The organism is Bacillus sp. MT94 (genome assembly GCF_058792475.1).
Genome location: NZ_JBXAEZ010000011.1, coordinates 44,283 through 67,687, shown reverse-complemented (window position 1 = coordinate 67,687; position 23,405 = coordinate 44,283). Strand labels below are relative to the sequence as shown.

21 protein-coding genes, 2 pseudogenes and 2 riboswitches are annotated in these 23,405 nt (G+C 35.5%); of the genes and pseudogenes, 13 read left to right on the top strand and 10 right to left on the bottom strand.

Annotated features, from left to right (window positions below; all coding sequences use genetic code 11):
• Positions 1–54 precede the first annotated feature (54 nt).
• From AC1Q51_RS26430 to AC1Q51_RS26410, 5 genes are all read left to right on the top strand, one after another.
• On the top strand, positions 55–819 hold the full coding sequence (locus AC1Q51_RS26430; protein ID WP_000713524.1) for a DUF6612 family protein: 765 nt from the start codon (positions 55–57) through the stop codon (positions 817–819).
• 66 nt (positions 820–885) lie between these two features.
• On the top strand, positions 886–2,322 hold the full coding sequence (locus tag AC1Q51_RS26425; RefSeq protein WP_000746313.1) for an FAD-binding oxidoreductase: 1,437 nt from the start codon (positions 886–888) through the stop codon (positions 2,320–2,322).
• Positions 2,319–2,852: an MFS transporter gene (locus AC1Q51_RS26420; RefSeq protein WP_000222367.1), complete on the top strand. Its 534-nt coding sequence runs from the start codon at positions 2,319–2,321 to the stop codon at positions 2,850–2,852. Before AC1Q51_RS26425 ends, AC1Q51_RS26420 begins: the two co-directional genes overlap by 4 nt.
• Positions 2,853–2,930: 78 nt before the next feature.
• Positions 2,931–4,649 (top strand): DUF3981 domain-containing protein, encoded by a 1,719-nt coding sequence (locus AC1Q51_RS26415; RefSeq protein ID WP_098284246.1) that lies wholly within the window; start codon positions 2,931–2,933, stop codon positions 4,647–4,649.
• A 118-nt stretch (positions 4,650–4,767) separates the two neighbouring features.
• Positions 4,768–6,027 (top strand): multidrug effflux MFS transporter, encoded by a 1,260-nt coding sequence (locus tag AC1Q51_RS26410; protein WP_223266695.1) that lies wholly within the window; start codon positions 4,768–4,770, stop codon positions 6,025–6,027.
• 33 nt (positions 6,028–6,060) lie between these two features.
• On the opposite strand, the gene AC1Q51_RS26405 is transcribed toward AC1Q51_RS26410, so the two are convergent.
• Positions 6,061–6,507: a hypothetical protein gene (locus AC1Q51_RS26405; RefSeq protein ID WP_000282869.1), complete on the bottom strand. Its 447-nt coding sequence runs from the start codon at positions 6,505–6,507 to the stop codon at positions 6,061–6,063.
• A 274-nt stretch (positions 6,508–6,781) separates the two neighbouring features.
• Between AC1Q51_RS26405 and AC1Q51_RS26400 the strand changes: the two genes are divergently transcribed.
• Positions 6,782–7,285 (top strand): hypothetical protein, encoded by a 504-nt coding sequence (locus AC1Q51_RS26400; protein ID WP_000756523.1) that lies wholly within the window; start codon positions 6,782–6,784, stop codon positions 7,283–7,285.
• Between the two features lie 16 nt (positions 7,286–7,301).
• Here the strand turns inward: AC1Q51_RS26400 and AC1Q51_RS26395 are convergent.
• A pseudogene (locus AC1Q51_RS26395) lies at positions 7,302–7,518 on the bottom strand (DUF3951 domain-containing protein).
• 169 nt (positions 7,519–7,687) lie between these two features.
• Positions 7,688–7,793, top strand: a riboswitch (SAM riboswitch).
• 136 nt (positions 7,794–7,929) lie between these two features.
• Between AC1Q51_RS26395 and AC1Q51_RS26390 the strand changes: the two are divergent.
• The 5 genes from AC1Q51_RS26390 to AC1Q51_RS26370 are packed head-to-tail and all read left to right on the top strand — an operon-like array spanning position 7,930 to position 13,229.
• The gene (locus tag AC1Q51_RS26390; protein WP_097925012.1) at positions 7,930–8,847 is read left to right on the top strand and encodes an ABC transporter permease; all 918 of its coding nucleotides are present in this window, start codon (positions 7,930–7,932) and stop codon (positions 8,845–8,847) included.
• 16 nt (positions 8,848–8,863) lie between these two features.
• Complete coding sequence (locus tag AC1Q51_RS26385) at positions 8,864–9,868, top strand: ABC transporter permease (protein WP_071713799.1); 1,005 nt, start codon at positions 8,864–8,866, stop codon at positions 9,866–9,868.
• Entirely contained in the window at positions 9,825–10,835 is a 1,011-nt protein-coding gene (locus tag AC1Q51_RS26380) for an ABC transporter ATP-binding protein (protein WP_090978586.1), read from the top strand. The genes AC1Q51_RS26385 and AC1Q51_RS26380 overlap by 44 nt, the downstream gene beginning before the upstream one ends.
• Positions 10,832–11,605 carry an ABC transporter ATP-binding protein gene (locus AC1Q51_RS26375; protein WP_000205645.1) on the top strand — a complete coding sequence of 258 codons (774 nt, stop codon included), beginning with the start codon at positions 10,832–10,834 and terminating at the stop codon, positions 11,603–11,605. Before AC1Q51_RS26380 ends, AC1Q51_RS26375 begins: the two co-directional genes overlap by 4 nt.
• 13 nt (positions 11,606–11,618) lie before the next feature.
• On the top strand, positions 11,619–13,229 hold the full coding sequence (locus tag AC1Q51_RS26370; protein WP_090978583.1) for a peptide ABC transporter substrate-binding protein: 1,611 nt from the start codon (positions 11,619–11,621) through the stop codon (positions 13,227–13,229).
• Positions 13,230–13,253: 24 nt separating this feature from the next.
• Here the strand turns inward: AC1Q51_RS26370 and AC1Q51_RS26365 are convergent, their stop codons facing one another.
• Complete coding sequence (locus AC1Q51_RS26365; protein WP_053565429.1) at positions 13,254–13,721, bottom strand: YusW family protein; 468 nt, start codon at positions 13,719–13,721, stop codon at positions 13,254–13,256.
• 173 nt (positions 13,722–13,894) lie between these two features.
• On the opposite strand from AC1Q51_RS26365, the pseudogene AC1Q51_RS26360 reads away from it, so the two are divergent.
• Positions 13,895–14,099 (top strand): annotated as a pseudogene (locus tag AC1Q51_RS26360) (hypothetical protein).
• Between the two features lie 41 nt (positions 14,100–14,140).
• On the opposite strand, the gene AC1Q51_RS26355 reads toward AC1Q51_RS26360, so the two are convergent.
• The 4 genes from AC1Q51_RS26355 to proC form a co-directional block, all read right to left on the bottom strand.
• On the bottom strand, positions 14,141–15,781 hold the full coding sequence (locus tag AC1Q51_RS26355) for a peptide ABC transporter substrate-binding protein (protein WP_000731063.1): 1,641 nt from the start codon (positions 15,779–15,781) through the stop codon (positions 14,141–14,143).
• Between the two features lie 404 nt (positions 15,782–16,185).
• Positions 16,186–17,826 (bottom strand): peptide ABC transporter substrate-binding protein, encoded by a 1,641-nt coding sequence (locus AC1Q51_RS26350; RefSeq protein ID WP_090978581.1) that lies wholly within the window; start codon positions 17,824–17,826, stop codon positions 16,186–16,188.
• A gap of 132 nt (positions 17,827–17,958) precedes the next feature.
• A riboswitch (SAM riboswitch) is annotated at positions 17,959–18,063 on the bottom strand.
• Between the two features lie 152 nt (positions 18,064–18,215).
• Positions 18,216–19,049, bottom strand: a complete 834-nt coding sequence (locus AC1Q51_RS26345; RefSeq protein ID WP_097925009.1) for an aldo/keto reductase — start codon at positions 19,047–19,049, stop codon at positions 18,216–18,218.
• A 1-nt stretch (position 19,050) separates the two neighbouring features.
• The gene (gene proC / locus AC1Q51_RS26340; RefSeq protein WP_090978577.1) at positions 19,051–19,854 is read right to left on the bottom strand and encodes a pyrroline-5-carboxylate reductase; all 804 of its coding nucleotides are present in this window, start codon (positions 19,852–19,854) and stop codon (positions 19,051–19,053) included.
• Positions 19,855–20,040: 186 nt separating this feature from the next.
• On the opposite strand from proC, the gene pnuC reads away from it, so the two are divergent.
• Positions 20,041–20,691 carry a nicotinamide riboside transporter PnuC gene (gene pnuC, locus AC1Q51_RS26335; RefSeq protein WP_053565424.1) on the top strand — a complete coding sequence of 217 codons (651 nt, stop codon included), beginning with the start codon at positions 20,041–20,043 and terminating at the stop codon, positions 20,689–20,691.
• Positions 20,692–20,758: 67 nt separating this feature from the next.
• Here pnuC and AC1Q51_RS26330 read toward each other — a convergent pair whose 3' ends face one another.
• The 3 genes from AC1Q51_RS26330 to modA form a co-directional block, all read right to left on the bottom strand.
• Positions 20,759–21,610 carry a GRP family sugar transporter gene (locus AC1Q51_RS26330; protein WP_000353546.1) on the bottom strand — a complete coding sequence of 284 codons (852 nt, stop codon included), beginning with the start codon at positions 21,608–21,610 and terminating at the stop codon, positions 20,759–20,761.
• 300 nt (positions 21,611–21,910) lie between these two features.
• Positions 21,911–22,585: a molybdate ABC transporter permease subunit gene (modB, locus tag AC1Q51_RS26325; protein ID WP_002152004.1), complete on the bottom strand. Its 675-nt coding sequence runs from the start codon at positions 22,583–22,585 to the stop codon at positions 21,911–21,913.
• A gap of 5 nt (positions 22,586–22,590) precedes the next feature.
• Positions 22,591–23,397: a molybdate ABC transporter substrate-binding protein gene (gene modA, locus AC1Q51_RS26320; protein ID WP_016513343.1), complete on the bottom strand. Its 807-nt coding sequence runs from the start codon at positions 23,395–23,397 to the stop codon at positions 22,591–22,593.
• Positions 23,398–23,405: the final 8 nt, after the last annotated feature.

Here is a 23,405-nt window from a genome sequence, read left to right as displayed (position 1 = left end):
ATATAGATTTCATAGGAAAAGAGATGATATTATTTTTGGGAAGGAGGGGACGTTATGAAAAAATTTATTTTAATTTCAAGTTTAGTACTTGCAGTCGGTCTAGGAGTAGGGTGTAGTAATGAGAAAACAAAAAAGACTGATGAGCCGAAAAAAGAAGCTGTGCAGAAAGAAAAGGAATTAACAGCGAAGGATGTTTTCAATAAAGCGAATGAAGCTTTTAAAAACGAAGAAAATGTAACGATGACATATGATGTGGGAATAAAGGCTGAAGGAACAGAGATGAATGTAATAAAGGCCAAAATGCAATTAGAGCCGAAGCAAAAAAATTCTCGTTCTGAAATGAATGTTTCTGGTACAGAGGTTGTTGTTTATGATGTGGGTGGCAAAATTGCTGGTCAGTTGAAAAATCCTAATACGGGTGAAGTGATGTCTGTACCAGAGGAACAATTAAATGCTAACGGAATGAATGCGACTCAAGGAATGGTAGATAATTTAGAGATTCCATCGGAAATTTTAAATAAAGTGAAGATGGAGAAAAGTGGAGATAATTATAAGCTGAAGTTTGCATTAAAAGGGCAAGAGACAGAGAGTATGTTAGCTAGTATGGATGAAAAGCAGAAACAAATGCTACAAGGCCAAAATGCAAAGATAGAAGAAATAGATGGGGAATATATTATTACAAAAGATTTTAAATATGAATCAGCAAAGATAGATATGGTTATGAGTAGCAATGGTGAGGATAAAGCGCACATTATTACGGATGCGAAGTTTACATCGTATGATAAATTTGATCCAATACAATTGCCAGCAGCAAAGTAATCACTGTCAAGAGAGGTACCTGAAAGAACGGGTATCTCTTTTTGTTGCTAATAAGGAGAGTGTCCTTTGAAAAAAAGAAAGATAGTAGTGGTCATTGTCGCATATACGGTTTTGCTTGCAACGTCTGTACATACGTATAAAAAACAAATTGATCATCCTATTATGAGTGATGTAGGTAAATTGCTTCCGACAAAAATAAAACGTGTTGAAAGTGCTACGGAAGAGCACTCGTTAATAAAATTAGTGCGAGATGCAAAAGTTTCAGGAGAGAAAATTTCCATTGCAGGCATGCAACATAGCCAAGGAGGACAGACATATTATCCGAATGGCACGATGCTCGATATGAAAGGATATAATAAAATATTAGAATTCGATCCAGAGAAGAAGCGTATTACAGTTCAAAGTGGTGTCACGTGGAATGATATTCAGAAGAAAATAAATCCATATGGCCTTGCGGTACAGGTCATGCAGTCTCAAAATATTTTTACTGTTGGTGGTTCATTAAGTGTAAATGTACATGGGCGTGATATTCGTCATGAGGCACTAATTGATACAGTAGATTCATTTAGATTGTTAATGGCAGATGGCACGGTACGTAATGTAAGTAGAGAAGAAAATGCAGAGTTATTTCCATATGTCATTGGGGGTTACGGTTTATTTGGAGTTATTTTAGATGTGACGCTGAAGTTAACAGATGATGAATTATATGAAATGCACACGAGAATGATAGATTATAAAGAATACGCATCTTATTTCAAAGAGAAAGTGAAAAGAGATGAGAATGTTCGTATGCACTTAGCGCGTATTTCTGTTGCTCCAAATTCATTTTTAAAAGAGATGTATGTGACGGATTATACTTTGGCACAAAATCAAAATATGAGAGAAGAGTACAGTGAATTAAAGGAAGAAAATATTATAGCTGCACCTAAATTTTTACTTGGGTTATCACGTTATAGTGATTGGGGAAAGAATACATTTTGGGATATACAAAGAGGTTATTTTGAACGTACAGATGGAAAGTATGAGACGCGTAATAATGTTATGAGATCAGATAGTGCTTTTATGGAATATGAAAATCCAAATAGGACCGAAGTGTTACAAGAATACTTTGTACCTATAGATGCTTTCACGGAGTATATAGATGATTTACGTAACGCATTAAATGAAGAAGAGTTTAATTTACTCAACATTACGATTCGTTACGTGGAAAAGAATGAAAATGCAGTTTTGTCCTATGCGAAAGATGATATGTTTGCGCTGGTTCTTTTGATTAACCAGGGACGCTCAGAGAGTGAGATAAAGAAAACAGAGGATGTCATTCGGAAGATGATTGATGTTACTTTAAAGCATAACGGTAGTTACTATTTGCCGTACTATTCTTATCCAACGAAAGAGCAGTTAAAAAGGGCATATCCTCGTATTGAAGAATTTCTCAAGAAAAAGAAGGAAGTAGATTCAGAAGAGAGATTTGTTAATTTATTTTATAGGGAGTATACGAAATGACATATAGAAGATTTGTGGCTTCGCAAAGTATTATCATGATGGCAGGAAGTATGGTATTTCCTTTTTATATATTATTACTTCGAAACGTTGGAAATAGCTTCTCGCAATTTGGCTGGGCGTATGGCTTATTTGCTTTAACATCAGCACTTGTATATCCACTAGTGGGAAAGGTATCTGATCAAGTAGGTGATAAAAAATTATTAATCATATACGCTTGGTCCATGGCAATCTTAATGCTTTGCTTTCCGATTGCCACGGAAGTATGGCATGTGTATATTCTTCAAATTGTAATGGGAGTTTTAGGTGCTGTGCAGCGTAATACTGAGAAGACTTCATTAGCACGAAAGGTTGCGCAGGAAAAGGCTGGTTATGAGATTGGAAAATACCATGTGTGGACATCCATTGGCGGAGCAGTAGCGGTTATTGCCACGGGATATTTAGTAGATTTCTTTACGATTGGTACAATTTTTTATATTGCATCTATTCTATATGTAGTGAGCGGGATTGTATTAAGTAGTAAAAAAATATAACTATTCCTATTTTCACCTTAATACCCTTTATTTGTTATACTAAAAGGGAATACAAAAGAAAAGGGGACAGTGCCTTTGATGAAATTTGTAGTTTTAGCTATTCTTACTTTGTTTTTGATTCCATGGACAAGAAGTAGTAGTAAGCTTCGAGCAGTGGATAAGAAGGGAGATAAGAAGGTTGTAAAGGGTAAGAAATCATCTATTTTAGTTATTCCTGTTTTATTTTGGATAGGTATTGCAATCTATGAATACTTTTGGCTAATTGATGATCGAGTAGACTCGATTCTTACTCATTATTCTGTTGCAGTAGCAATTTTAATTGGGCTTGTTTTATTTTCACAAGATCAAATAGGGAAATTAGAAGGTACATTAAAAGGATTTCTAATGTTTATTTTACTCGCAAGTTACGGCTACTTTGGTTATTTGCACGATATAGTAATCTCGCAAAAGAAATATGATTCTGTTGTTAAGATAGAGAAAGATATTTCAGAGCCATTTACTGAAAATGATCAGCCGTTTACAGTGCCGCCAAAGACAGCGGAGAATAAGATGAAAAAAGTATTTGGTGATATTCCGAAAGTAGCTTATTTTGAGCTAGGAGAATTAACGCCACAAATGGTAAACGGCGAAGCTTTATATGTAGCGCCGATTGAAGTTTCAGGATTTTTTAAAGCGCGTAAAGCTGAGACAATTCCAGGGTATGTAACGATGTCAGGTACGAATCCTGATGCGGAAGCGAAACTGCACCTCGGTTATAAAATGAAATATGTGCCAAGCATGTTTTTTGGTAATAATTTAGAGCGTGTGGTAAGGCAAGCAGAACCAAATTTAATCTTTAAAGGAAAACCTAAATTTGAGGTTGATGATAAAGGAAAACCATATTATACAATGACGTATGGTGAATTTATTTCAGGAAGATCTGGATTTGAGGTAGAAGGTGTTGTCGTAGTAGATGCACAAACAGGTGAAGTGAAAAGATATGATAAAGGAAAGGCACCTAAATTTGTTGATGGTGTATTAAATCATGAGACTGCATCTACGTTAAATACGTACTTTGGTAAATATATTCACGGATTTTGGAATACGAAATTCTCACAAACAGATATGAAAATTCCGACTGAGTGGGGAACGAAAGAAGGCGTGACCCCGATCTTTGGTAAAGATGGAACACTGTATTATTTTACAGACTTTACTTCTCCAAAAGAAGGAGTAGATTCAGCCCTAGGCTATTCATTAGTAGATGCACGCACAGGCAAGCTATATTACTATAATGGAAAAGAAGTGAAGGGGATTATGGATGGTTCAGCAGCTACAGAAGTAGTGGATAATTCCTTTAAGAGAGAGAAATGGCATGGGACAATGCCTGTCATTTATAACGTATACGGAAAACCAGCTTGGATTATTCCGGTTGTTGATGACGGAGGCCTAGTACGTGCACATACAGTTGTATATGCTGCTAATGCAAAAATATTTGCGACAGGTTCGACGCAGAAAGAAGCGCTTGAGAATTATAAAAACGTAATGAGCGGTAATGGTGATACCTTTAGACCAACCTCAACAGGAAAAGAAGCGCAAAAAGAAGGTATTGTACAACGTGTATATAAAGAGAAATCAGGTGAAAATACAATCGTGTACGTACTTTTAGAGAATGAACAAAAGGTATTTATGATACCAGTGAAGAAATTCCCGTATGCTATGTTTACAGAAGTAGGAGACCCAATTCAAATTACATATTTAGATACAGGAGAGACGATGGCCTCGGTATCTAAATTTACGAATAGCAATGTGAAAAAGTAAAGCGATAGAATTTCTATCGCTTTTTTTTACATTATGAAAGAGGAAAATGCGCTGTACTTGACGTATGTTTATGATGTAACTATAATTGTTACGATTCAGTGTGTATAGGAAAGGGTGAATTGAAAAAGTGAATGAAGTTAATCACGAAATATACAAACCTGTAAAGGCAAACAGGTTATGGATGATTCTTGTATTAGGAACACTTACGGCGATTGGGCCATTATCTATTGATATGTATTTGCCTTCATTACCGAAGTTAACGGATGATTTGCAAACAGGTGCATCCCTAGCGCAGCTTACATTAACAGCTTGTTTGCTTGGGCTGTCAGTAGGACAATTATTTGTTGGCTCAATTAGCGATATTTACGGAAGACGCAAACCACTTATTATTGCTCTTATTATTTATGTTGCTTCTTCTTTACTTTGTGCTGTTGCGCCATCTATTTGGACATTAGTATTATTGCGCTTCCTACAAGGAGCTTCAGGATCAGCCGGGATTGTTATATCACGTGCAATGGTACGTGATATGTACTCAGGTTCTGAAATGACGAAGTTTTTCTCACTGCTTATGTTAGTAAACGGAGCAGCACCTATTTTGGCACCGATTATTGGGGGGCAATTATTACAGTTTACAACGTGGCGCGGTGTTTTCATCGTTCTTGGAGCAATTAGCGTATTCATGTTAATCTCAGCTACTTTTGTATTGCGTGAAACATTACCTCCTGAAGAAAGAGAAACGGGTGGTTTGTCAGGGACTTTGGCGACGTACGGAAAATTGTTAAAGGACCGTCTGTTTATGGGATATGCATTGTCACAAGGATTAGTAACAGCGGCAATGTTTGCATACATTTCGGGCTCACCATTTGTGTTGCAGAACATATACGGAGCATCACCACAGCAATTTAGTTTATTCTTTGCGATTAACGGCATCGGTATTATTATTGCTAGTCAGGTAACGGGTCGTTTAGCGGGGAAAGTGAATGAGAAGACATTATTTGTTGCTGGTATTATTATCGCAGCTGTTGGTGGCCTATCTTTACTACTGACAATCGTACTAGGAATAGGTTTAATCGGTGTTTTATGTTCGTTATTCCTTGTTGTATCAAGTGTCGGGGTTGTATCAACAACTGGGTTCTCATTAGCGATGAGAAATCAGAAGCAAGCTGCAGGAACAGCGTCAGCTTTATTAGGCTTATTACAGTTCATTTCAGGAGCGCTTGTCGCTCCGCTAGTAGGTATTGGTGGGAGTAATACAGCGTTACCGATGGGTGTTGTTATTGCGCTTTGTGAAGTAGGAGCAGTATTATGTTATCTATTTATGGCCAGAAGAAGTGAGAAGCAGTTTGAACTGCAACAAAGACAAAATTTAGAGGCTTAACAAAAAAGAACTGATTCAAAGGGAATGTTTGAATCAGTTCTTTTTTTCATTTCTTTGAAATACCTCATACATATTATTCATGATCGTATCATATAAAACAGCAAGTTTATCCCACACCCAGCGATTACTATCGACTTCTTTTTCCCCACAGTCGATAATATCGGTATGGTCAGTAATTTTATACGCTTTTTTAACGATAATAGGAGCAATCTTCGGTATACGTGGGATTTCCTTTAAGGTATCTGCAAAGTTTCCAATGTAGACATGACCGATGATTTCGATTGTTAATGATTTATCCGATATATTTAGCACGGTATGAAATTGATTTGTATGTTGTTGTTTTAAATATTGAGCTAACTTAAATGGAGCATGCTTCTTCTTTAATACGCGGCGAAGGCTCTCTGTATTTTCGATATGAAGTGATTTTTCGCGAATAAGGACACGAATATCTTCTCCCATAAAAGGCATTGTGTTGTACATAGATGATTCTCCTTAAAACCTTACATATGTTTGCGTTATGCATATGTAAGTCTAGCATGGTTTGTTCTTTATGTGTGCTTACAGTTTTGTAAGGTGATGTAGTAAAGCATTGCAAAAGTTATTTGTATAAAGTGACGATACTGTGACAAACATGTTGGTATATATATTACGATGTCGTCTTAAGTGTAAAAAGTAGGGAGTTCTCGGTATAATAACAAGTGGAGATAAAAGAAACTATAACGAGTAATAGCTGTAGATAAAAGGAGAAGAAGAGATGAAGAAGGTTTTGGGTATTGCTGTAATGGGAAGTATGATCCTTCTAGCAGGATGTAATGGAAATAAAGATACGAAAGAACCGAAAGAAAAGGTAGAGCAATCTACTGAACAAACAGAAGAGATGAAAGAATACCTTGCAGTACATGAAAAATACGATATAAAAATGAATAAAGAAATTAATAAAGCACTCCAGTTATTTGAAGTGGCAAAAGAAAAGGGCGGTAAGGAAATAACGAATGCTACATATAAAGAAGACGTGCAAAAGGTAACAACGAGCATGTTAGAAGATATTGATCATATACGTAAAGAAATTCGTGTTCCGAAGTCGAAAGAGCAAGAACATGAGGTATATGTTGGTTTCTTGAATGAATCAGAACAAGCGATGAAAAAATTACAGAAGTTAGCTAAAGAAGAAGATTCATCGTTGATTCGTGATATAGAAATTAATTTTGCAACAGCATCGACATACTATAAACGTTTTCAAGCAGAAACGAAAAAATAACCTTGCCTGTGCAAGGTTATTTTTTCTTCTTACCATCTCCGTCTTCATCCTCAGATACTAATATTTTCTGTTCTTCGTGAAATTCGGAAATAGTTTGCCCGGTAATATTATCGAAAGGGGTATAAGAAAGAAGTGATACGTTTCTTTTTAATAAAGAGTTTATAGAAGCCGATGATGACAAGTATAACGATAGTTAAGGATAATCCTATAGTAGCAAGAAGTAAGGGATCCATCTTATAACTCCTTTAACATCATTTCTTGTTATGATAAGCAGAAAACTGTAATTTCGATAAAAGAATTAAAAACTGATTTTTCTAAATTTATCCAATTCAATTGACTTTTCAATTTTTCAGAATTATAATTCGAAATATACAATTTGAACCAAATAATAATATAGCAATTTACTTATCCAGAGAGGTAGAGGGACTGGCCCTATGACACCTCAGCAGCGGGTTCTGTAATAGGAACACCGTGCTAATTCCAGCAAGCAAGTCTTGAAAGATAAGTGATGGGCCTTTGTTTGTTAAGCCTTGATCTTATTTTTTAAGATCAAGGCTTTTTGTATTCTAAAAAGAGAAAAGGGAGTAATGGAAAAAGTACATTCATAAAACAAAGTAAATTCATGTGTTTAGGGGGTTATTGAAGTGTATGTAATTAAAAAATTATCGGTTATGGTGTTCACACTATGGGTTATTACGACAGTGACATTTCTAATTATGCATATTATTCCGGGAGATCCATTTTCATCAGATGCAAAAATCTTTCCTGAAGAAGTGATCCAAAACATGAGAGCGAAGTATCACCTTGATGAACCGTTATGGAATCAATATGTTGCTTATTTAGACGGTGTAGTTCATTTTGATTTTGGTGAATCTGTTCAATCAACCGGGCAAGGTGTATCAGAAATTATAACAACTGGCTTTGGTCCATCAGCAATTATTGGTCTACAAGCACTTGTTATTTCATTGTTAGTAGGAATTGCGGTAGGGACATTTGCTGCTCTATATCATGGGAGAGTAATTGACTATAGTGTGAGTTTGCTCGCAATTTTAGGTATTTCTATTCCAAGTTTTATTTTAGCACCACTATTTATACAAGTATTCGCTATCCAATTTGAGTTTTTACCAGTAGCCTCTTGGGGAACATTCGAACATACGGTATTGCCATCCTTTGCATTAGCGTTAGGGCCAATCGCAGTTATTACAAGGTTTGTTCGTTCTAATATGATCGAAGTACTGCAGAGTGATTATATTAAGCTAGCAAGAGCAAAAGGTATACCAATTAAGAAGATTATTATAAGACACGCTCTTCGAAATGCGATTGTTCCAGTACTTACATTTGTTGGACCGTTAATGGCTGGACTCTTAACAGGGACTTTCGTTATTGAAAAAATCTTTTCAATTCCTGGCCTAGGAAAATATTTTGTAGATAGTATTTTTAACCGAGACTATCCGGTGATTATGGGAACAACGATTTTCTATAGTGCATTATTAATTGCTTGTATTTTCATTACAGATATTATTCATCGCATTGTTGATCCACGTATTCGTTCTATTACGTAAGGAGGAGGGTATTTAGATGGGAGCTTATGAAATTAATGACCAGATATTAACAAATGAAGAGAAAAAAGAATTAACGATAAATAAAGATCAGCAAAAGATTAGCCGAAAGAAAGAAGTGTTTCGTAAGTTTGTATCGAATCCAATCGCAGTTTTAGGATCAGTGACGTTATTACTCATTATTGTTTTCTCGCTTGTTGGTGAAAGTTTAACGCCATTTACTGCGAGTGAACAAGTAAAAGAGGCCACAAACTTACCACCTAGTAGTGAGCATTGGTTCGGAACAGATGATTTGGGAAGAGATATATGGGCACGTACTTGGGCTGGCGGGAAAATTTCATTAACAGTTGGATTAGTGGCAGCTGCTCTTGATATAGGACTTGGTGTGCTAATTGGAGGATTTAGTGGATATGTGAGAGGGCGCAATCGCTTTGGGACATTAATTGATGAGTGGATTATACGAGGAATCGAAGTGTTATACGGTATCCCGTATTTATTGATTGTTATTTTATTATTAATTGTTATGAAACCAGGTCTTTTTACCATTATCATCGCCCTTGCATTAACAGGATGGATTGGTATGGCACGTCTCGTTAGGGCGCAAGTTTTATCTTTAAAACAAAGAGAGTTTGTTATTGCAGCGGAGCGATTAGGTACATCACATATGAAAATTATATACGGGCATTTAATTCCGAACTTAACAGGCATTATTATCGTAAATTTATCATTTACAATTCCAGCAGCTATTTTCTCAGAATCATTTTTAAGCTTTATCGGACTAGGAGTGCAATCACCGGCAGCAAGCTGGGGGACGATGACGAATGATGCACTTGGGACATTATTGAGCGGAGAATGGTGGCAGCTATTCTTCCCAGCAATCATGATTGCTCTCATTATGTTCGCATTTAATGCAATTGGTGATGGTTTGCAAGATGCGATTGATCCAAAAATCGTCAAACGGAATCGAAAGGAGAAAAAACATGGCACAAATCTTATCTTTAGAAAACGTAACGTTAGCCGTTGAAAAAGAGAATAGTAAACAAGCAATTGTGAAGCATGTTTCCTTTTCTATTAGCGAAGGTGAAATAGTTGCGCTTGTAGGAGAAAGTGGTTCGGGAAAAAGTGTCACAGCACAATCCATTATCGGCTTGAATCAAGAATCAATTCATATCGATGATGGGAATATAGCTTTCCAAGCAAAGGAATTAACGAATTTACAAGAGTCAGAATGGAATCAAATTCGCGGAAAAGATATTTCCTTTATATTTCAAGATCCGCTTTCATCTTTAAACCCAACGATGAAGGTAGGCAAACAAATTACAGAAGTAGTTTTGCAACATGGGAAAAAATCGAAAAGAGAAGCGAAGGAAATTGCGATTAACTTGTTAACAGGTTTAGGGATACATGAAGCAGAGAAACGCTTTGAACAGTACCCACATCAATTAAGCGGAGGTATGAGGCAGCGTATTTGTTTAGCAATTGCGTTTGCTTGTCATCCAAAGCTTGTAATTGCAGACGAGCCGACAACAGCGTTAGATGTAACGATTCAGAAACAAATTATGGGGCTATTAAAAGAAAGAAAAGAAAAACAAAATACGAGTATTTTATTAATTACACATGATTTGGCACTTGTACGTGAAGTAGCTGATCGAGTAGTTGTTATGTACGGGGGACGTGTCGTTGAAAAAGGAACGATAGAGGAAGTGATAGGTTCCCCTAAACATCCATACACAAAAAGCTTACTACAAGCAATTCCGAATATGGATGATTCTGAAAAGGTATTACGTGCTATAGAAGGAACGACACCTTCCATTGAAACATTAAATAGCTTTGGTTGTCCTTTTGTAAATCGTTGTCCAGTAGCGATAAAAGAATGTATTCATCGTTTTCCAGAGAGAACCACATATTCTAAGGAGCATAGTTCACATTGTTGGCAACATGTTCTAGAGCATAATAAAGCAAAATCAAAAGAGAAGGTGAATGCCTCATGACGACAGATTTAATTACTATAAAGCAAGTAACGAAAACGTATGGAAGTAAAAGTAAAGAAATCACAGCGTTAAAAGACATATCACTTTCTATTCCGAAAGGAACAACACTTGGCATTATTGGTGAAAGTGGTTCAGGAAAAACAACACTTGGTAAGCTCATAGCTGGGATCGAGAGCCCAACGTCTGGTGAAATTGATTATAACGGTCAAGTTGTTCACAAGTTGAAGGCAGCTCATAAACGTGATTTCTTACAGAAAGTACAGTTTATTTTTCAAGATTCCACAGCAGCGTTAAATCCGCGCTGGAAAGTACACGATAGCGTAACGGAAGGTTATATTTCATTCGGTTTAGGTGATAAAGGATTAAAGGATAAAGTAGCAGGTGATGCGCTAGAACGTGTGGGATTAGATAGACGATATATTGATCGCTATCCGCACGAATTTAGCGGAGGACAACGTCAACGAATTGCTATTGCAAGAGCGTTATTGTGTGAGCCAGAAGTATTAATTCTTGATGAACCAATTTCAGCATTAGATGTTTCATTGCAAATTCAAATTGTACATCTGCTGCAAAAAATCCAAAAAGAACAAGGTTATACATATTTATTCATCGCGCACGATTTACCGATGGTTCACTATTTATGTGAAAAAGTAGCTGTCTTATACAAAGGAGAACTTGTTGAATTTGGAAATACGGACGAAGTCTTCCGTAATCCACAACATTCTTATACAAAAACATTGTTAGCATCAACACCAAAAATTTCGGGTTAAAGGAGAATGTAGGATGAAGAAGTTTTTACTGTTTGTCATTATGACTGTTTTAGCAATTACTTCTGTCGCTTGCGGTAAGAAAGAGACGCAAAAGGCGAGTGCTGGTAAGGGAGAAGGAGATCGATTAGTAACGAATATTGGTAGCGATCCATATACACTTGATTCCGCTATTGCGACAGATAGTACTTCAGGTTATGTAATTGGACATTTATTCTCAAGCTTATATACGCAAGATAGTGATGGGAAATATCAAAATGAATTAGCAGAGAAAGAAGAAGTAAATGCTGATGGAACTGAGTATACAATTCATTTAAAGAAAGATATTAAATGGTCAGATGGTTCTGCTATTACAGCAAATGATTTTGAATTTGCATGGAAGCGATTATTAAATCCGAAAACGGGTTCTATGAATGCAACAGAAATGTATTTTATTAAAGGGGCAGAGGCATACAATACTGGAAAAGGTGAAGAAGGACAAGTTGGCATTCAAGTCATTGATCCTCAAACATTAAAGGTAACACTTGAGCACCCAGTGTCTTCTATTAAACAAAAATTGGCAAGTTCATTATTCATTCCATTATCTAAAAAATCAATTGATGATAATAATAAATTAAAAACAGATCCAAAAGAGTTAATTACGAACGGACCATTCACATTAAAAGAATGGAAGCATAACCAGGCTATTACAGTACAAAAAAATAAAGAATACTACGATAAAAAGGTAACATTAAAAGAAATTGAGTTTCGTATTATTCCAGACTCTAAAACAGCGTATCAATTATTTAAATCAAAAGAATTAGATTTACTAAGTGGTTTACCACAAGAGATGATTGAAAAAGAAAAAGGAAATAAAGAATATAAGCGTGTTGCAGGATTCTCATCTTATATTTATTCGTTTAACGTAGAAAAAGAGCCGTTTACAAATGCGAAAGTACGTAAAGCATTTTCATTAGCGGTTGATCGTAAATTTATCGTTGAAAAACTGTATAAAAATAATGCGCAAGAAGCATATGCATTCGTTCCAGAAGGAGCAAAAACACAAAGTGGTCGTGATTTCCGTAAAGAAAAAGGTGATTACGTTAAATTTGATCCATCAGAAGCGAAAAAATTATTAGAAGAAGGTATGAAAGAACAAGGGTGGTCTACATTACCTGAAGTAACATTAAAATTCACTACAGATACACAACATAAAAAAGTAGCAGAAGCAATGCAAGAAATGTTTAAGAAAAATCTTGGCGTAGATATTAAATTAGAAAATAAAGAGTGGAAGAGTTACATCGACACATACAAGCAAAGTGATTTCCAATTAGCTTATATGGGATGGGGCGGCTCTTTATTAGATCCAATTACTAAACTAGATTTATATGCAGGTGATGGTCCGAATAACTATGCAAAATGGCATAATAAAGAATTTGACGCTTTAGTAAAAGAAGCAAAAGTTGAACAAAACGAAGATAAGCGTTTTGACTTATTGCATAAAGCGGAAGATATTATGTTTACAGATTCACCATTAATCCCAATTATTTTCCCAAGTGCTTCATATTTACAAAAACCATCAGTATCTGGTGTTCAGTTCATTATCGGTTCTAGTCCAGAACTAAGATACGCAAAAATTAAAAAATAAAGAAGTAGGCAATTGCCTACTTCTTTATTTTATTTCTCTTTTATATTCTTTTTTCGTTCCATCAGAGAAGACAACTTCTAAATCGAATTTTTGGTAGTCTTTATCAAGTTTGAACACGTTCACTACTTGATCGATTACTTCTTGGTCAGCAGTATCTTTATCAAATTTTAATTCTTGTAGAAGTGGGCTTAATTTTGTAATAGCCTCGTCACCTGTAAACTTTGCATTTGTTTTATGGTCTTCAAGCTTTGCTTCCATTTTCTTATCAGCGGCTACATTTTTATAATCAGCTTCGTAGTCTTTCTTCGTATCTTGATAGTCTGCATCTAAACTAAATTCATTAAAGTTTAGTTTTAAATCTGCAGGAGCCTCATTTTTTGCTTCTTCAGTCGTCTTTTTATTAGAAGTTGTGTCTTCTTTTGCAGGCGCTTTACATCCTGTTAATGCAGGTACTAGCATAAGAGCTAATAAAACTGATAGTAGAATTCTCATTATAAATTCCTCCTTATGTAAATTCGTTCTATACAAGTTTTTCCCAAAAACATGTAATTATGTATGTGTTGAAAATAAATTATTATCCTGCAGTCACAAGGGCTCATCCGCAATTTAAATCAAAAATGATTTGTATGTATATGGTAAATTGAAGTTGTGAGGGAGGTACTGAAATGCTTTCTAAAACGTATCAAACCATTTCAAGTAACATATGCAGCAAATGGCTATTATACAATAATATTCGGAGGAGTTAGTTTAGAGAGAAATATTATTTCATTATTAGTTATTGTATTGGTTACACAATTAGTAGCAGTGAAGATTTTAGCTATAAAAGGAATGATAAAGGGAAGAAGAAGCTCTGTAGTTAAAGTTGTATAAAAGTAAAAAGGTATCCTTCGTAGGATACCTTTTTACTTTTGTTATTTTGCAACTTCTGTCCACTTGTAGTTAAATTCACCGCCGAAGTCAGTCGTTACAAGTCCTTTAATGAAAGAGCGTTGTAAGTAAGAACGACCTTGTTGGTATAAAGGAGCGACAGCGCCGTCTTGTAATAGAATTTTTTCAGCTTGCTTCATTGCTTCAAAGCGTGCTTTTTCATCGCCAGCTAAATCTGTTTTCACTTTATGAATTAGCTCATCGTACTCTTTGTTAGAGTATTTATCGAAGTTATAAGCACTATCTGTTGTAAATAAATCTAAGAATGTAATTGGATCAGCGAAGTCAGGGCCCCAGCCGTCAATACCAATTTCATAGTCACCACTTAATAGTAGTTTCAACTGTTGTTTACGTGGTTGTGGTTTTAAATTCACTGTTAATCCATCTAGGTTTTTTTCTAATTCACCTTTTAAATATTCACCAGTCTTTTTAGCTAAAGCATTGTCACTTGTTAATAGTTCGATTGTTACTTTGTCAGTACCAAGTTCTTGTTTTGCTTTTTTCCAGTTTTCTTTCGCTGTTTTCACATCATCCTTGACTAGATTTCCATTTTCTTTACGGAAGTCATTGCCTTCTGGACTCTTTGCAAATTTCGCAGGAACCATTCCTTCAGCTGGAATAGCACCGTTATTTAAAATTGTTTCTACGTAAGCCTTTTTATTCATTGCGCCGTTAATAGCAAGGCGTGCATGTTGATTTTTTAATGTTTCATTTTTCTGATTTAGTCGTAAGAATTGAATGCCGACTTCAGCGCGTTCCTTGAAGTTTGGATCGCTCTTATATTTATCAACAAACTCTGCAGTTAAAGCAACGCGATCAATTTGTCCTGAATCATATAAGTTCACTTCTGTAGACTTATCTTTAACGACATTGAAGTTGATTTCTTCTAATTTTACCGTTTTAGCATCCCAATAGTTAGGGTTTTTCTTCAATTGGAAACTTTGTTCGTGTTTCCAGTTATCTAATGTGAAAGCACCGTTGTAAATTAAATGATTTGTTTCTAAACCGTATTTATCGCCCTGAGACTTTAAGTACTCTTCATTAATTGGCAAGAATGTTGAGAATGTCGTTAAGCTTAAGAAGTAAGGAACAGGACGGTCTAGTTGTACTTCTAACGTTTTGTCATCAACAGCTTTGACCCCTAGTTGATCAATTGGTAATTGTTTTTGGTTTATTTGTTTCGCATTCTGTACATCGAAGAATAAGAATGCGTATTCAGCTGCTGTATCAGGATTTACGGCACGTTGCCAAGCAAAGACGAAGTCCTTTGCTGTAACAGGAGTACCGTTTGACCATTTTGAATCACGCAGATGGAATGTATATTTTGTTTTATCGGGACTAATGTCAACCGACTCAGCAACACCAGGAATCGGTTTATTATCTTCTCCCATTGCATATAAGCCTTCAAAAACATTGCGCATTACATTCATGGATTCCCCATCCGTTGCTTTTGCAACATCCATTGTTGGAATTTCTGAAGCGAATGATAAGTTAATCGCTTGTTTATCAGGTACTTTATCGTTTGCTTTCGCTCCGCCGGCATTATCTTTATTTCCCCCGCAAGCAGTTAGTAATAGACTTGCCCCTAAAACAGATGCAACAACAGGTACAACTTTTTTCTTCATTGTTCATTCCTCCCTAAATGTGTTGTTCGTAACGTCATAATGTCCATGTCTTGAAGTAGCTATAGAAGGAGATAGAACCTATTATAAATATTTGTTTATAGGTAATCAGGTGTTCTATATGTATATACATGTTGAGCTATAATCTATCGTTATATGTTTCAACTTAGTAGACATTATATTTTGATGGTGAAATATTTTGTTTCTTTGATTATTTAGAATATTAACACTGGAAAGAACTATATGTCAATAATAAAAATAGAATGTTAATTTCTTAGAATAATATATTAAAAAAGTAGATTCTTTTGTGTGAGAGAACCTACTTTTAATATATTTTGCTAAAAAAACAATTGGTGTGGGCTAATAATAAGTGGGGATGAAGAACCCCCACTTATTACGGTTTTACTTTATTTTTCAATTTTTGCCCACTTGAAGTTTAATTGACCCGCAAAGTCTACTTGCACAATTCCTTTCACATAAGAACGTTCTAAATAAGACTCGCCTTTTTGGTAAAGAGGAGCGATAACAGAGTCTTTAAATAATATTTTCTCGGATTCTAGTAATGCTTCCCAGCGAGCTTTTTCATCACCAGCTAAAGTTGTTTTCACTTTTGCTATTGTTTCATCGAATTCCTTATTAGAGTAATGATCTAAGTTATAAGGGTTATTCGTTGTAAATAGCTCAAGGAATGTAATTGGATCCGCAAAGTCAGGGCTCCAGCCGTCAATTCCGATTTCGTAGTCACCTTTTAATAAAAGCGAAACTTGTTGCTTACGCGGTTGCGGTTTTATATTTACTGTTAATCCATCTAGATTCTTTTCTAGTTGCCCTTTTAAGAATTCACCAGTTTTCTTATCAAGGTCAGCATCACTCGTTAATAATTCTAATGTTATCTTTTCAGAACCAAGCTCTTGTTTAGCATTTTTCCATAATTCTTGTGCAGATTTTGTATCAACTTTTGTTAAATCGCCGTTTGCAGTACGGAAGTCTTTTCCTTCAGGTCCTTTTGCAAAGTTTTTTGGAACGAGACCAAATGTTGGTGTAGAGCCATCATTTAATAACGTATTTACAAAGGATTTTCTATCAATTGTTTGATCGATTGCTTGGCGTGCAGAAACGTTTTGAAGTACTTTGTTTTGTTGATTCATGCGTAAAAATTGTACGCCTACATTTGGACGTTCTTTAAAGTTAGCATCTTTTTTATATTTATCAACGAAGTCAGATGTTAGTTTTATACGATCTAATTGTTTTGACTCGAATAAATTTACTTCTGTTGATTTTTCTTTTACGACGTTAAAATTGATTTCTTCTAGTTTGACAGTATCTTTATCCCAATAAGTAGGGTTCTTCTTAAATTTAAAGCTTTGTTCGTGCTTCCAATCGCTTAGTGTAAAAGCTCCATTGTACAAGATTGTATTATCTTCTAAAGCGTACTTATCACCTTGTGCTTTAAAGAATTCCTCGTTAATTGGTAGAAATGTTGGGAACGCTGTTAAGCTAATAAAATACGGAACAGGACGCTCCAATTCTACCTCAAACGTATGGTCATCAACTGCTTTTACACCAAGTTGGTCGGCTGGAAGTTCTTTGTTGTTAATTTTTGTTGCATTTTTAATATCAAAGAATAGAAATGCATATTCAGAGGCTGTTGCTGGATCTACGGCACGTTGCCAAGCGAACACAAAATCTTTCGCTGTAACAGGAGTGCCGTTTGACCATTTTGAATCTCGCAAATGGAATGTGTATTTCGTTTTATCGCCACTTACTTCATGAGATTTTGCAACACCAGGAACAGGTTTGTTACCTTCACCAAGATTATACAAACCTTCAAATACGTTTCTCATTACTTGACCAGAATCAGTATCTGTAGCACGAGCCGTATCCATTGTTCGTATTTCAGTAGGTGAAGATAAGTTTAAAACCTGTTTACTAGGTGCCTCGTCTTTTGCATTTGCTCCGCTTGCTTCGTTTTTATAACTACCGCAACCAGTTAATAAAATACTTACTCCTACAACTGATGCAATACCGGGTACAAACTTCTTTTTCATTTGATTTTCCTCCTAAATAATTAAGTTTGGATGATGATGAGGGAAATGAAAAATAAAAAATCCCTCTTTTCATATTGAGAAAGAGGGATTTTTACGTACAAGTTATGCACCCGTATATAAACGAAGTCCCTCATTCTATCTTTCAAGCATAAAGCTTGCAGGAAGTGGCACAGTATTCAAAATGAACCTGCTGCCGAGGTTTCAAAGGGCCAGTCCCTCCACCTCTCTTGATACAATGAGTAAACGAATAAATTTTATTAATTTTTGTGTTTCTTTGATAATTCAAAATCTTACACCTTGAATAATGAAGTGTCAACCAAATGGAATATAGTTTAAATTTTCAGTTTTCTTAAACAGAAAAACCACTGCATATGGCAGTGGTTTTTCTACTAGAAGTTAAAGTTATCTGGATCTGGACCAACGCGACGATCTTCATTTAAAGCTTGAATTGCTTTCATATCATCAGCACTTAATTCAAAGTCGAAGATGTTTGTATTTTCAATAATGCGATGTTCTTTAATTGATTTAGGGATTGTTACAACTTCGTTTTGTAAATCCCAGCGTAAAATAATTTGCGCAGTTGATTTATTATATTTTGTCGCAATTTCTTGTAACGTTGGATTATCTAGTAGTTGTCCTTGCATTAATGGTGACCAAGCTTCAAGCTGGATATTATGTTCTTTACAGAATGCATGTAGCTCTTCTTGTGCTAAACGTGGGTGATATTCCACTTGGTTGACCATTGGCTTAATTTCAGCAATTTCAAATACGTCTTGTAAGTGGTGAATGTGGAAATTACTCACACCGATAGCGCGAACACGGCCATCTTTATAAAGTTTTTCTAATGCTTTCCATGATTCAGTATATTTCCCTTTTACAGGCCAATGTACTAAATATAAATCTAAATATTCTAGACCTAATTTCTCTAATGTAGTTTCAAATGCTTGAAGTGTTGTTTCATATCCTTGATCACTATTCCATACTTTTGAGGTAATAAATAATTCTTCACGTGAAACACCGGATTCACGAATCGCTTGTCCAACGCCTTCTTCATTTTGATAGATTGCTGCAGTATCGATGCTGCGGTAGCCATTTTTAATTGCTGCTTTTACAGAATCAATTACTTCTGAACCATCTTCTACTTTAAAAACACCTAAACCAAACCAAGGCATTTTTACACCGTTATGTAATGTTGTATAATCTTTTAAACTTGTTAAAATCATATTATTTCCCCCTAGCTTTTTTGTTTGTTGCTTCTACTGCTTTTTGAATTGCCTCTGAAAAATTATATTCGTATAAAGTTTTGAGACCCTCAGCTGTAGAACCACCTGGCGTTGTTACTTGTTCGCGGAGGTTAGCTGGATTTTGCGTTTGCTCGAGCATAGAAGCAGAGCCAGAAATCATTTGAATGACAAGATGTTTTGCGGTTTCTTCATCGACTCCATAACTTTTTGTTGCTTCAATTAAGCTTTCAGCAAAGTAATAAAGGAAGGCTGGTGCACTTCCAGTAACTGCAGTAAGCTGATGAACTTCTTCCTCAGTACAAAGTTGCGAAGTACCAATACCTCTTAAAAGCAGTTGCAGGGTTTCTTGATGCATCTCGGTTACTGATTGTCCTATTGTATATAAGGAGATAGACTTTCCAATTTCAGCAGCTGTATTAGGCATAATCCAAGCAACAGGTGTGCCTTTTGGGAGTCTAGCTTCTAAATAAGATGATCCAATGCCAGCTGCTACTGTTACGACAAGTTGATTTGATATTAACGGAGATAGCTCAGCTAATAATTCTTCATGAGCAGAAGGTGGCATTGCTAAAACAACCGTATCGACAGATGTAATATGCTGCTTCCAATCCGTTGTAATAGACACATTATATCGCCTTTGTAATTGTTCTAACTTTTCTACGTTGCTTCGGTTAGAGATGATAATTTCTTCGATGTATTCTTTGCTTGTTTTAAGTAATCCGGAAAATATAGCTTCTGCCATACGACCAGCACCAATAAATAAAATTCGATGTTTGTTAGGCATATCCTTTATTCCTTTCTAGTAGAGATATGTTATAAAAACGATATCATCTTTAAGAGAATTTTGTAAAAAGAAAAGACTTACCGTAGATGGAATGGATAATGAGAAGGAGGAAATTCATGGTAAAGGAAAGGGCTATTCCTGATACTGGTGATAGGGAATTTATTACACATCTAGGGAGAGATAAATATGGTTAGAAGTCCACTTTTTTTACTTGTTTCTAGTATTATTTGTGTATTAGTTGGATTGTATATTCAATCGAGTTATATTGAAATTTTCGCATCAATTATGGGAATCATTAATGTTTGGTTATTAGCGAGAGAAAAAGTATCCAACTTTTTATTTGGCATGATTACTGTTGCGGTATTTCTATACATTTTTATTACACAAGGTTTATATGCAATGGCAGTATTAGCCGCTTTTCAATTTATATTTAATGTATATGGTTGGTATTATTGGATTGCACAAAGTGGGGAGGGAGAAGTAAAAGCAACAGTTCGTTTAGATTTGAAAGGGTGGACTTTTTATATAAGTTTTATTTTAGTTGCTTGGATTGGTTGGGGTTATTATCAAGTCCGTTATTTAGATTCAACAAGTCCATATTTAGACGCTTTAAATGCCGTATTGGGACTAGTGGCTCAATTTATGTTAAGTCGAAAAATATTAGAAAACTGGCATTTATGGATTTTATATAACGTAGTTAGCATTGTAATTTATATTTCTACTGGTTTATACGTCATGCTAATATTAGCTATTATTAATCTCTTTATATGTGTAGCTGGTTTGCTAGAGTGGAAGAGCAATTATAAGGGGCAAGAACATACAAATAATTATATCTAGAAAATAATTAGAATTAAAAAACCCCTGAAGCATATATGCTTCAGGGGTTTACTAATAGAATATAAGATTAAGCTTTTGTCATACCAAGTAATACAGCGCCGCCGATAATTAAAACACTACCTAGTGCAATAAAGATCAATTGACGTTTTGTTTTCTTTTCACCTAAGAATACAATCGCACCGAATGTTGAGATAACGATTCCAGTTTGAGATAATGGGAAGCTTGTTGCTACTCCAACACGTGGTAATGAAAGAAGTAAGAATAAGTTTCCAGTTCCCCATAGTAAACCAGATAAAGCATTACGGATTGCATATTTGTTAAATGGTTTATGTTTAGATGTCAGTACAACCGCACCAACAAACATACCAACTGCTTGTGGTAAAATAGCAGACCAACCATCGATATTATACCAACGAATAATAATTACATATACAAGATAGCCGAAAGTAGAAACAATTAAAGTAAGAAGTCCTTTTTTCAATTGTCCTGGTGGCTGAGCATTTTCTTTATCATCTAGTGATGTGAATACAACACCAACTACGATTAATAGGATTGCAATCGTTCCCAGAATAATCGTTGTAGTAGTAGTCCACTCACGGAAAGCGATAACCCCAAAGATAGAAGTTGCAACAAGTTGCATACCAGTAGAAATTGTTACGGTAGTTGAAACACCTAGTTTTTCAACTGTTTTTAATTGGTTTACTTGTCCTAAAGCCCAGAATAAACCTGAAATAAATCCAACAATTAAGACTGTCATTGTTAAAGCTGGTTGAGTAAATACATACATAATTGTTGCGAAGAATAGAGCACCGATTGTCATACCTACCGTTTGGCTATATGCACCACCGCCCATTTTTACGCTTACTAATAAGATGTTTCCCCATGCAATTGCAGGAAGAAGCGCTAATAAAATGTCCATTACAAGACTCCCTTCGGTTTGCTATACCAATATAGTTACATATCGTTCTAACGATCGGTAATGCCCCACTAATAGAGTAGAAGATTACCGATCGCTAAAACAGGATGAAGAATTCATGATATAAATGCGTTTTCATTTCTTCATTTTTTGAAACACCTCCATATAATAACAGGAAATTGCCTATTTTAGAAAGTGAATTCAAATAAAATGTATATTTAAATAAGAGGTAAAATTCAGTTATTTCCCGGTGGTATATTTTATTTCCTAAGAAATAAAGAAGCAGCTTCCAAAAAAGCTGCTTTAAGGGTTAGTAATTCTTTTGTTAATAAGCTGAATACATAGCAGAAATAGGAGTGACATACTAATAGTGATAACCACAAGTGTCCAGGCGAGTTGCATATTACTTGCGTCAATGGCCATGTAAATTGCAGTCGGGATTGTCTGTGTTTTACCAGGGATATTCCCGGCAAACATGAGTGTAGCACCAAACTCACCGAGCGCGCGGACAAAGCTCAAAATCATCCCGCTTAGTAATGCAGGAAATGCGAGCGGAAGTGTAACGTGCAGAAAAACTTGATATTCACTTGCGCCAAGGTCACGAGCACTTTCTTCAATTTGTACATTTGCGATAGAAAATCCCGTTTTCGCTGATTGGTACATAAGTGGAAATGCAACAACTGTAGAAGCGATGATCGCAGCGGTAGATGTGAACATAATAGACTGCTGAAATAATGATTCAACCCACCTTCCGATCGGGCTGTTGTTTCCAAAGATGATAATGAGAAAGAAGCCGATAACAGTTGGTGGAAGTACCATTGGTAATAAAAATATGGTTTCTAATAGTACTTTATATCGCCATGAGGAGCGAGCTAGTGCTCGTCCGACAATCGTCCCTAAAATTGTAACGAGAATAGTGGCACACGCAGCTACTCTTAAAGATAGAAAGACAGGCGATATAATAGCATCAATGCTCATAGTAATTACGACAGGACTGTAAATCCATATTTCTTAAAGATAGATTGTGCATCTTTTGACTGCAAATACTCATAAAATGAATTCGCCTCTTTCTTATGTTTAGATTCTTTTATAACACCTAAAGGATAGTGGATTGGCTCATGAGAAGTAGCTGCTGCTGTCTCACCAATCTTTACTTTATCTGAAATGAGAGCATCTGTTTTGTATACGATACCAGCATCGACATTCCCTGTTTCTACATATGTTAACACTTGGCGAACATCTTTTGTAAATACGACTTTATTTTGAACATCATTCCAAAGGTTTTCGTGTGTTAGAGAGGCCTTTGCATATTTGCCAGCAGGTACAGATTCAGGTGTACCAAGTGCGATTTTTTTGATTTTCTCATCTTTTAAATCTTGAAATTTTGTAAGAGAACTATCTTTAGGGATGACTAGAACTAGTTCATTTCCAAGAAGATTTTTCCCTTCCTTTTCATTAATGAATCCTTTTTTTACAAGGATTTGGAATTTATCTTCTGCAGCAGAGAAGAATAAATCAGCAGGTGCACCTTGTTCAATTTGTTGTTGAAGTGCTCCAGAAGCACCGAAGTTAAAAGAAAGTTTAATATTTGGTTCTTTTTCTTTATATTGTTTTTCAATTTCTTTTAATGCATCTTGTAAGCTTGCAGCAGCTGAGATAGTCAGTTCAACTGTTTTATCCTCTTTAGCAGCTGACTTTGTATGCTTTTCTCCACTTGTACAAGCAGCGCTAAATATAAGAAGGAAAGAAAGTATAAGTGCCCCAATCGAACGTAATGTAAATTTATTCATAAAAAAAT

Excerpts from the sequence above, each read along its gene's own strand:
- AC1Q51_RS26400 (WP_000756523.1), top strand. The coding sequence starts at position 6,782 with ATGAAGAAGGTTTTGGGTATTGCTGTAATGGGAAGTATGATCCTTCTA.
- modA (WP_016513343.1), bottom strand. The coding sequence starts at position 23,397 with ATGAATAAATTTACATTACGTTCGATTGGGGCACTTATACTTTCTTTC.
- AC1Q51_RS26420 (WP_000222367.1), top strand. The coding sequence starts at position 2,319 with ATGACATATAGAAGATTTGTGGCTTCGCAAAGTATTATCATGATGGCA.
- proC (WP_090978577.1), bottom strand. The coding sequence starts at position 19,854 with ATGCCTAACAAACATCGAATTTTATTTATTGGTGCTGGTCGTATGGCA.
- AC1Q51_RS26365 (WP_053565429.1), bottom strand. The coding sequence starts at position 13,721 with ATGAGAATTCTACTATCAGTTTTATTAGCTCTTATGCTAGTACCTGCA.
- modB (WP_002152004.1), bottom strand. The coding sequence starts at position 22,585 with ATGAGCATTGATGCTATTATATCGCCTGTCTTTCTATCTTTAAGAGTA.
- AC1Q51_RS26330 (WP_000353546.1), bottom strand. The coding sequence starts at position 21,610 with ATGGACATTTTATTAGCGCTTCTTCCTGCAATTGCATGGGGAAACATC.
- AC1Q51_RS26430 (WP_000713524.1), top strand. The coding sequence starts at position 55 with ATGAAAAAATTTATTTTAATTTCAAGTTTAGTACTTGCAGTCGGTCTA.
- AC1Q51_RS26350 (WP_090978581.1), bottom strand. The coding sequence starts at position 17,826 with ATGAAAAAGAAGTTTGTACCCGGTATTGCATCAGTTGTAGGAGTAAGT.
- AC1Q51_RS26405 (WP_000282869.1), bottom strand. The coding sequence starts at position 6,507 with ATGTACAACACAATGCCTTTTATGGGAGAAGATATTCGTGTCCTTATT.
- AC1Q51_RS26385 (WP_071713799.1), top strand. The coding sequence starts at position 8,864 with ATGGGAGCTTATGAAATTAATGACCAGATATTAACAAATGAAGAGAAA.
- AC1Q51_RS26415 (WP_098284246.1), top strand. The coding sequence starts at position 2,931 with ATGAAATTTGTAGTTTTAGCTATTCTTACTTTGTTTTTGATTCCATGG.
- AC1Q51_RS26370 (WP_090978583.1), top strand. The coding sequence starts at position 11,619 with ATGAAGAAGTTTTTACTGTTTGTCATTATGACTGTTTTAGCAATTACT.
- AC1Q51_RS26345 (WP_097925009.1), bottom strand. The coding sequence starts at position 19,049 with ATGATTTTAACAAGTTTAAAAGATTATACAACATTACATAACGGTGTA.
- AC1Q51_RS26380 (WP_090978586.1), top strand. The coding sequence starts at position 9,825 with ATGGCACAAATCTTATCTTTAGAAAACGTAACGTTAGCCGTTGAAAAA.
- AC1Q51_RS26375 (WP_000205645.1), top strand. The coding sequence starts at position 10,832 with ATGACGACAGATTTAATTACTATAAAGCAAGTAACGAAAACGTATGGA.
- pnuC (WP_053565424.1), top strand. The coding sequence starts at position 20,041 with ATGGTTAGAAGTCCACTTTTTTTACTTGTTTCTAGTATTATTTGTGTA.
- AC1Q51_RS26355 (WP_000731063.1), bottom strand. The coding sequence starts at position 15,781 with ATGAAGAAAAAAGTTGTACCTGTTGTTGCATCTGTTTTAGGGGCAAGT.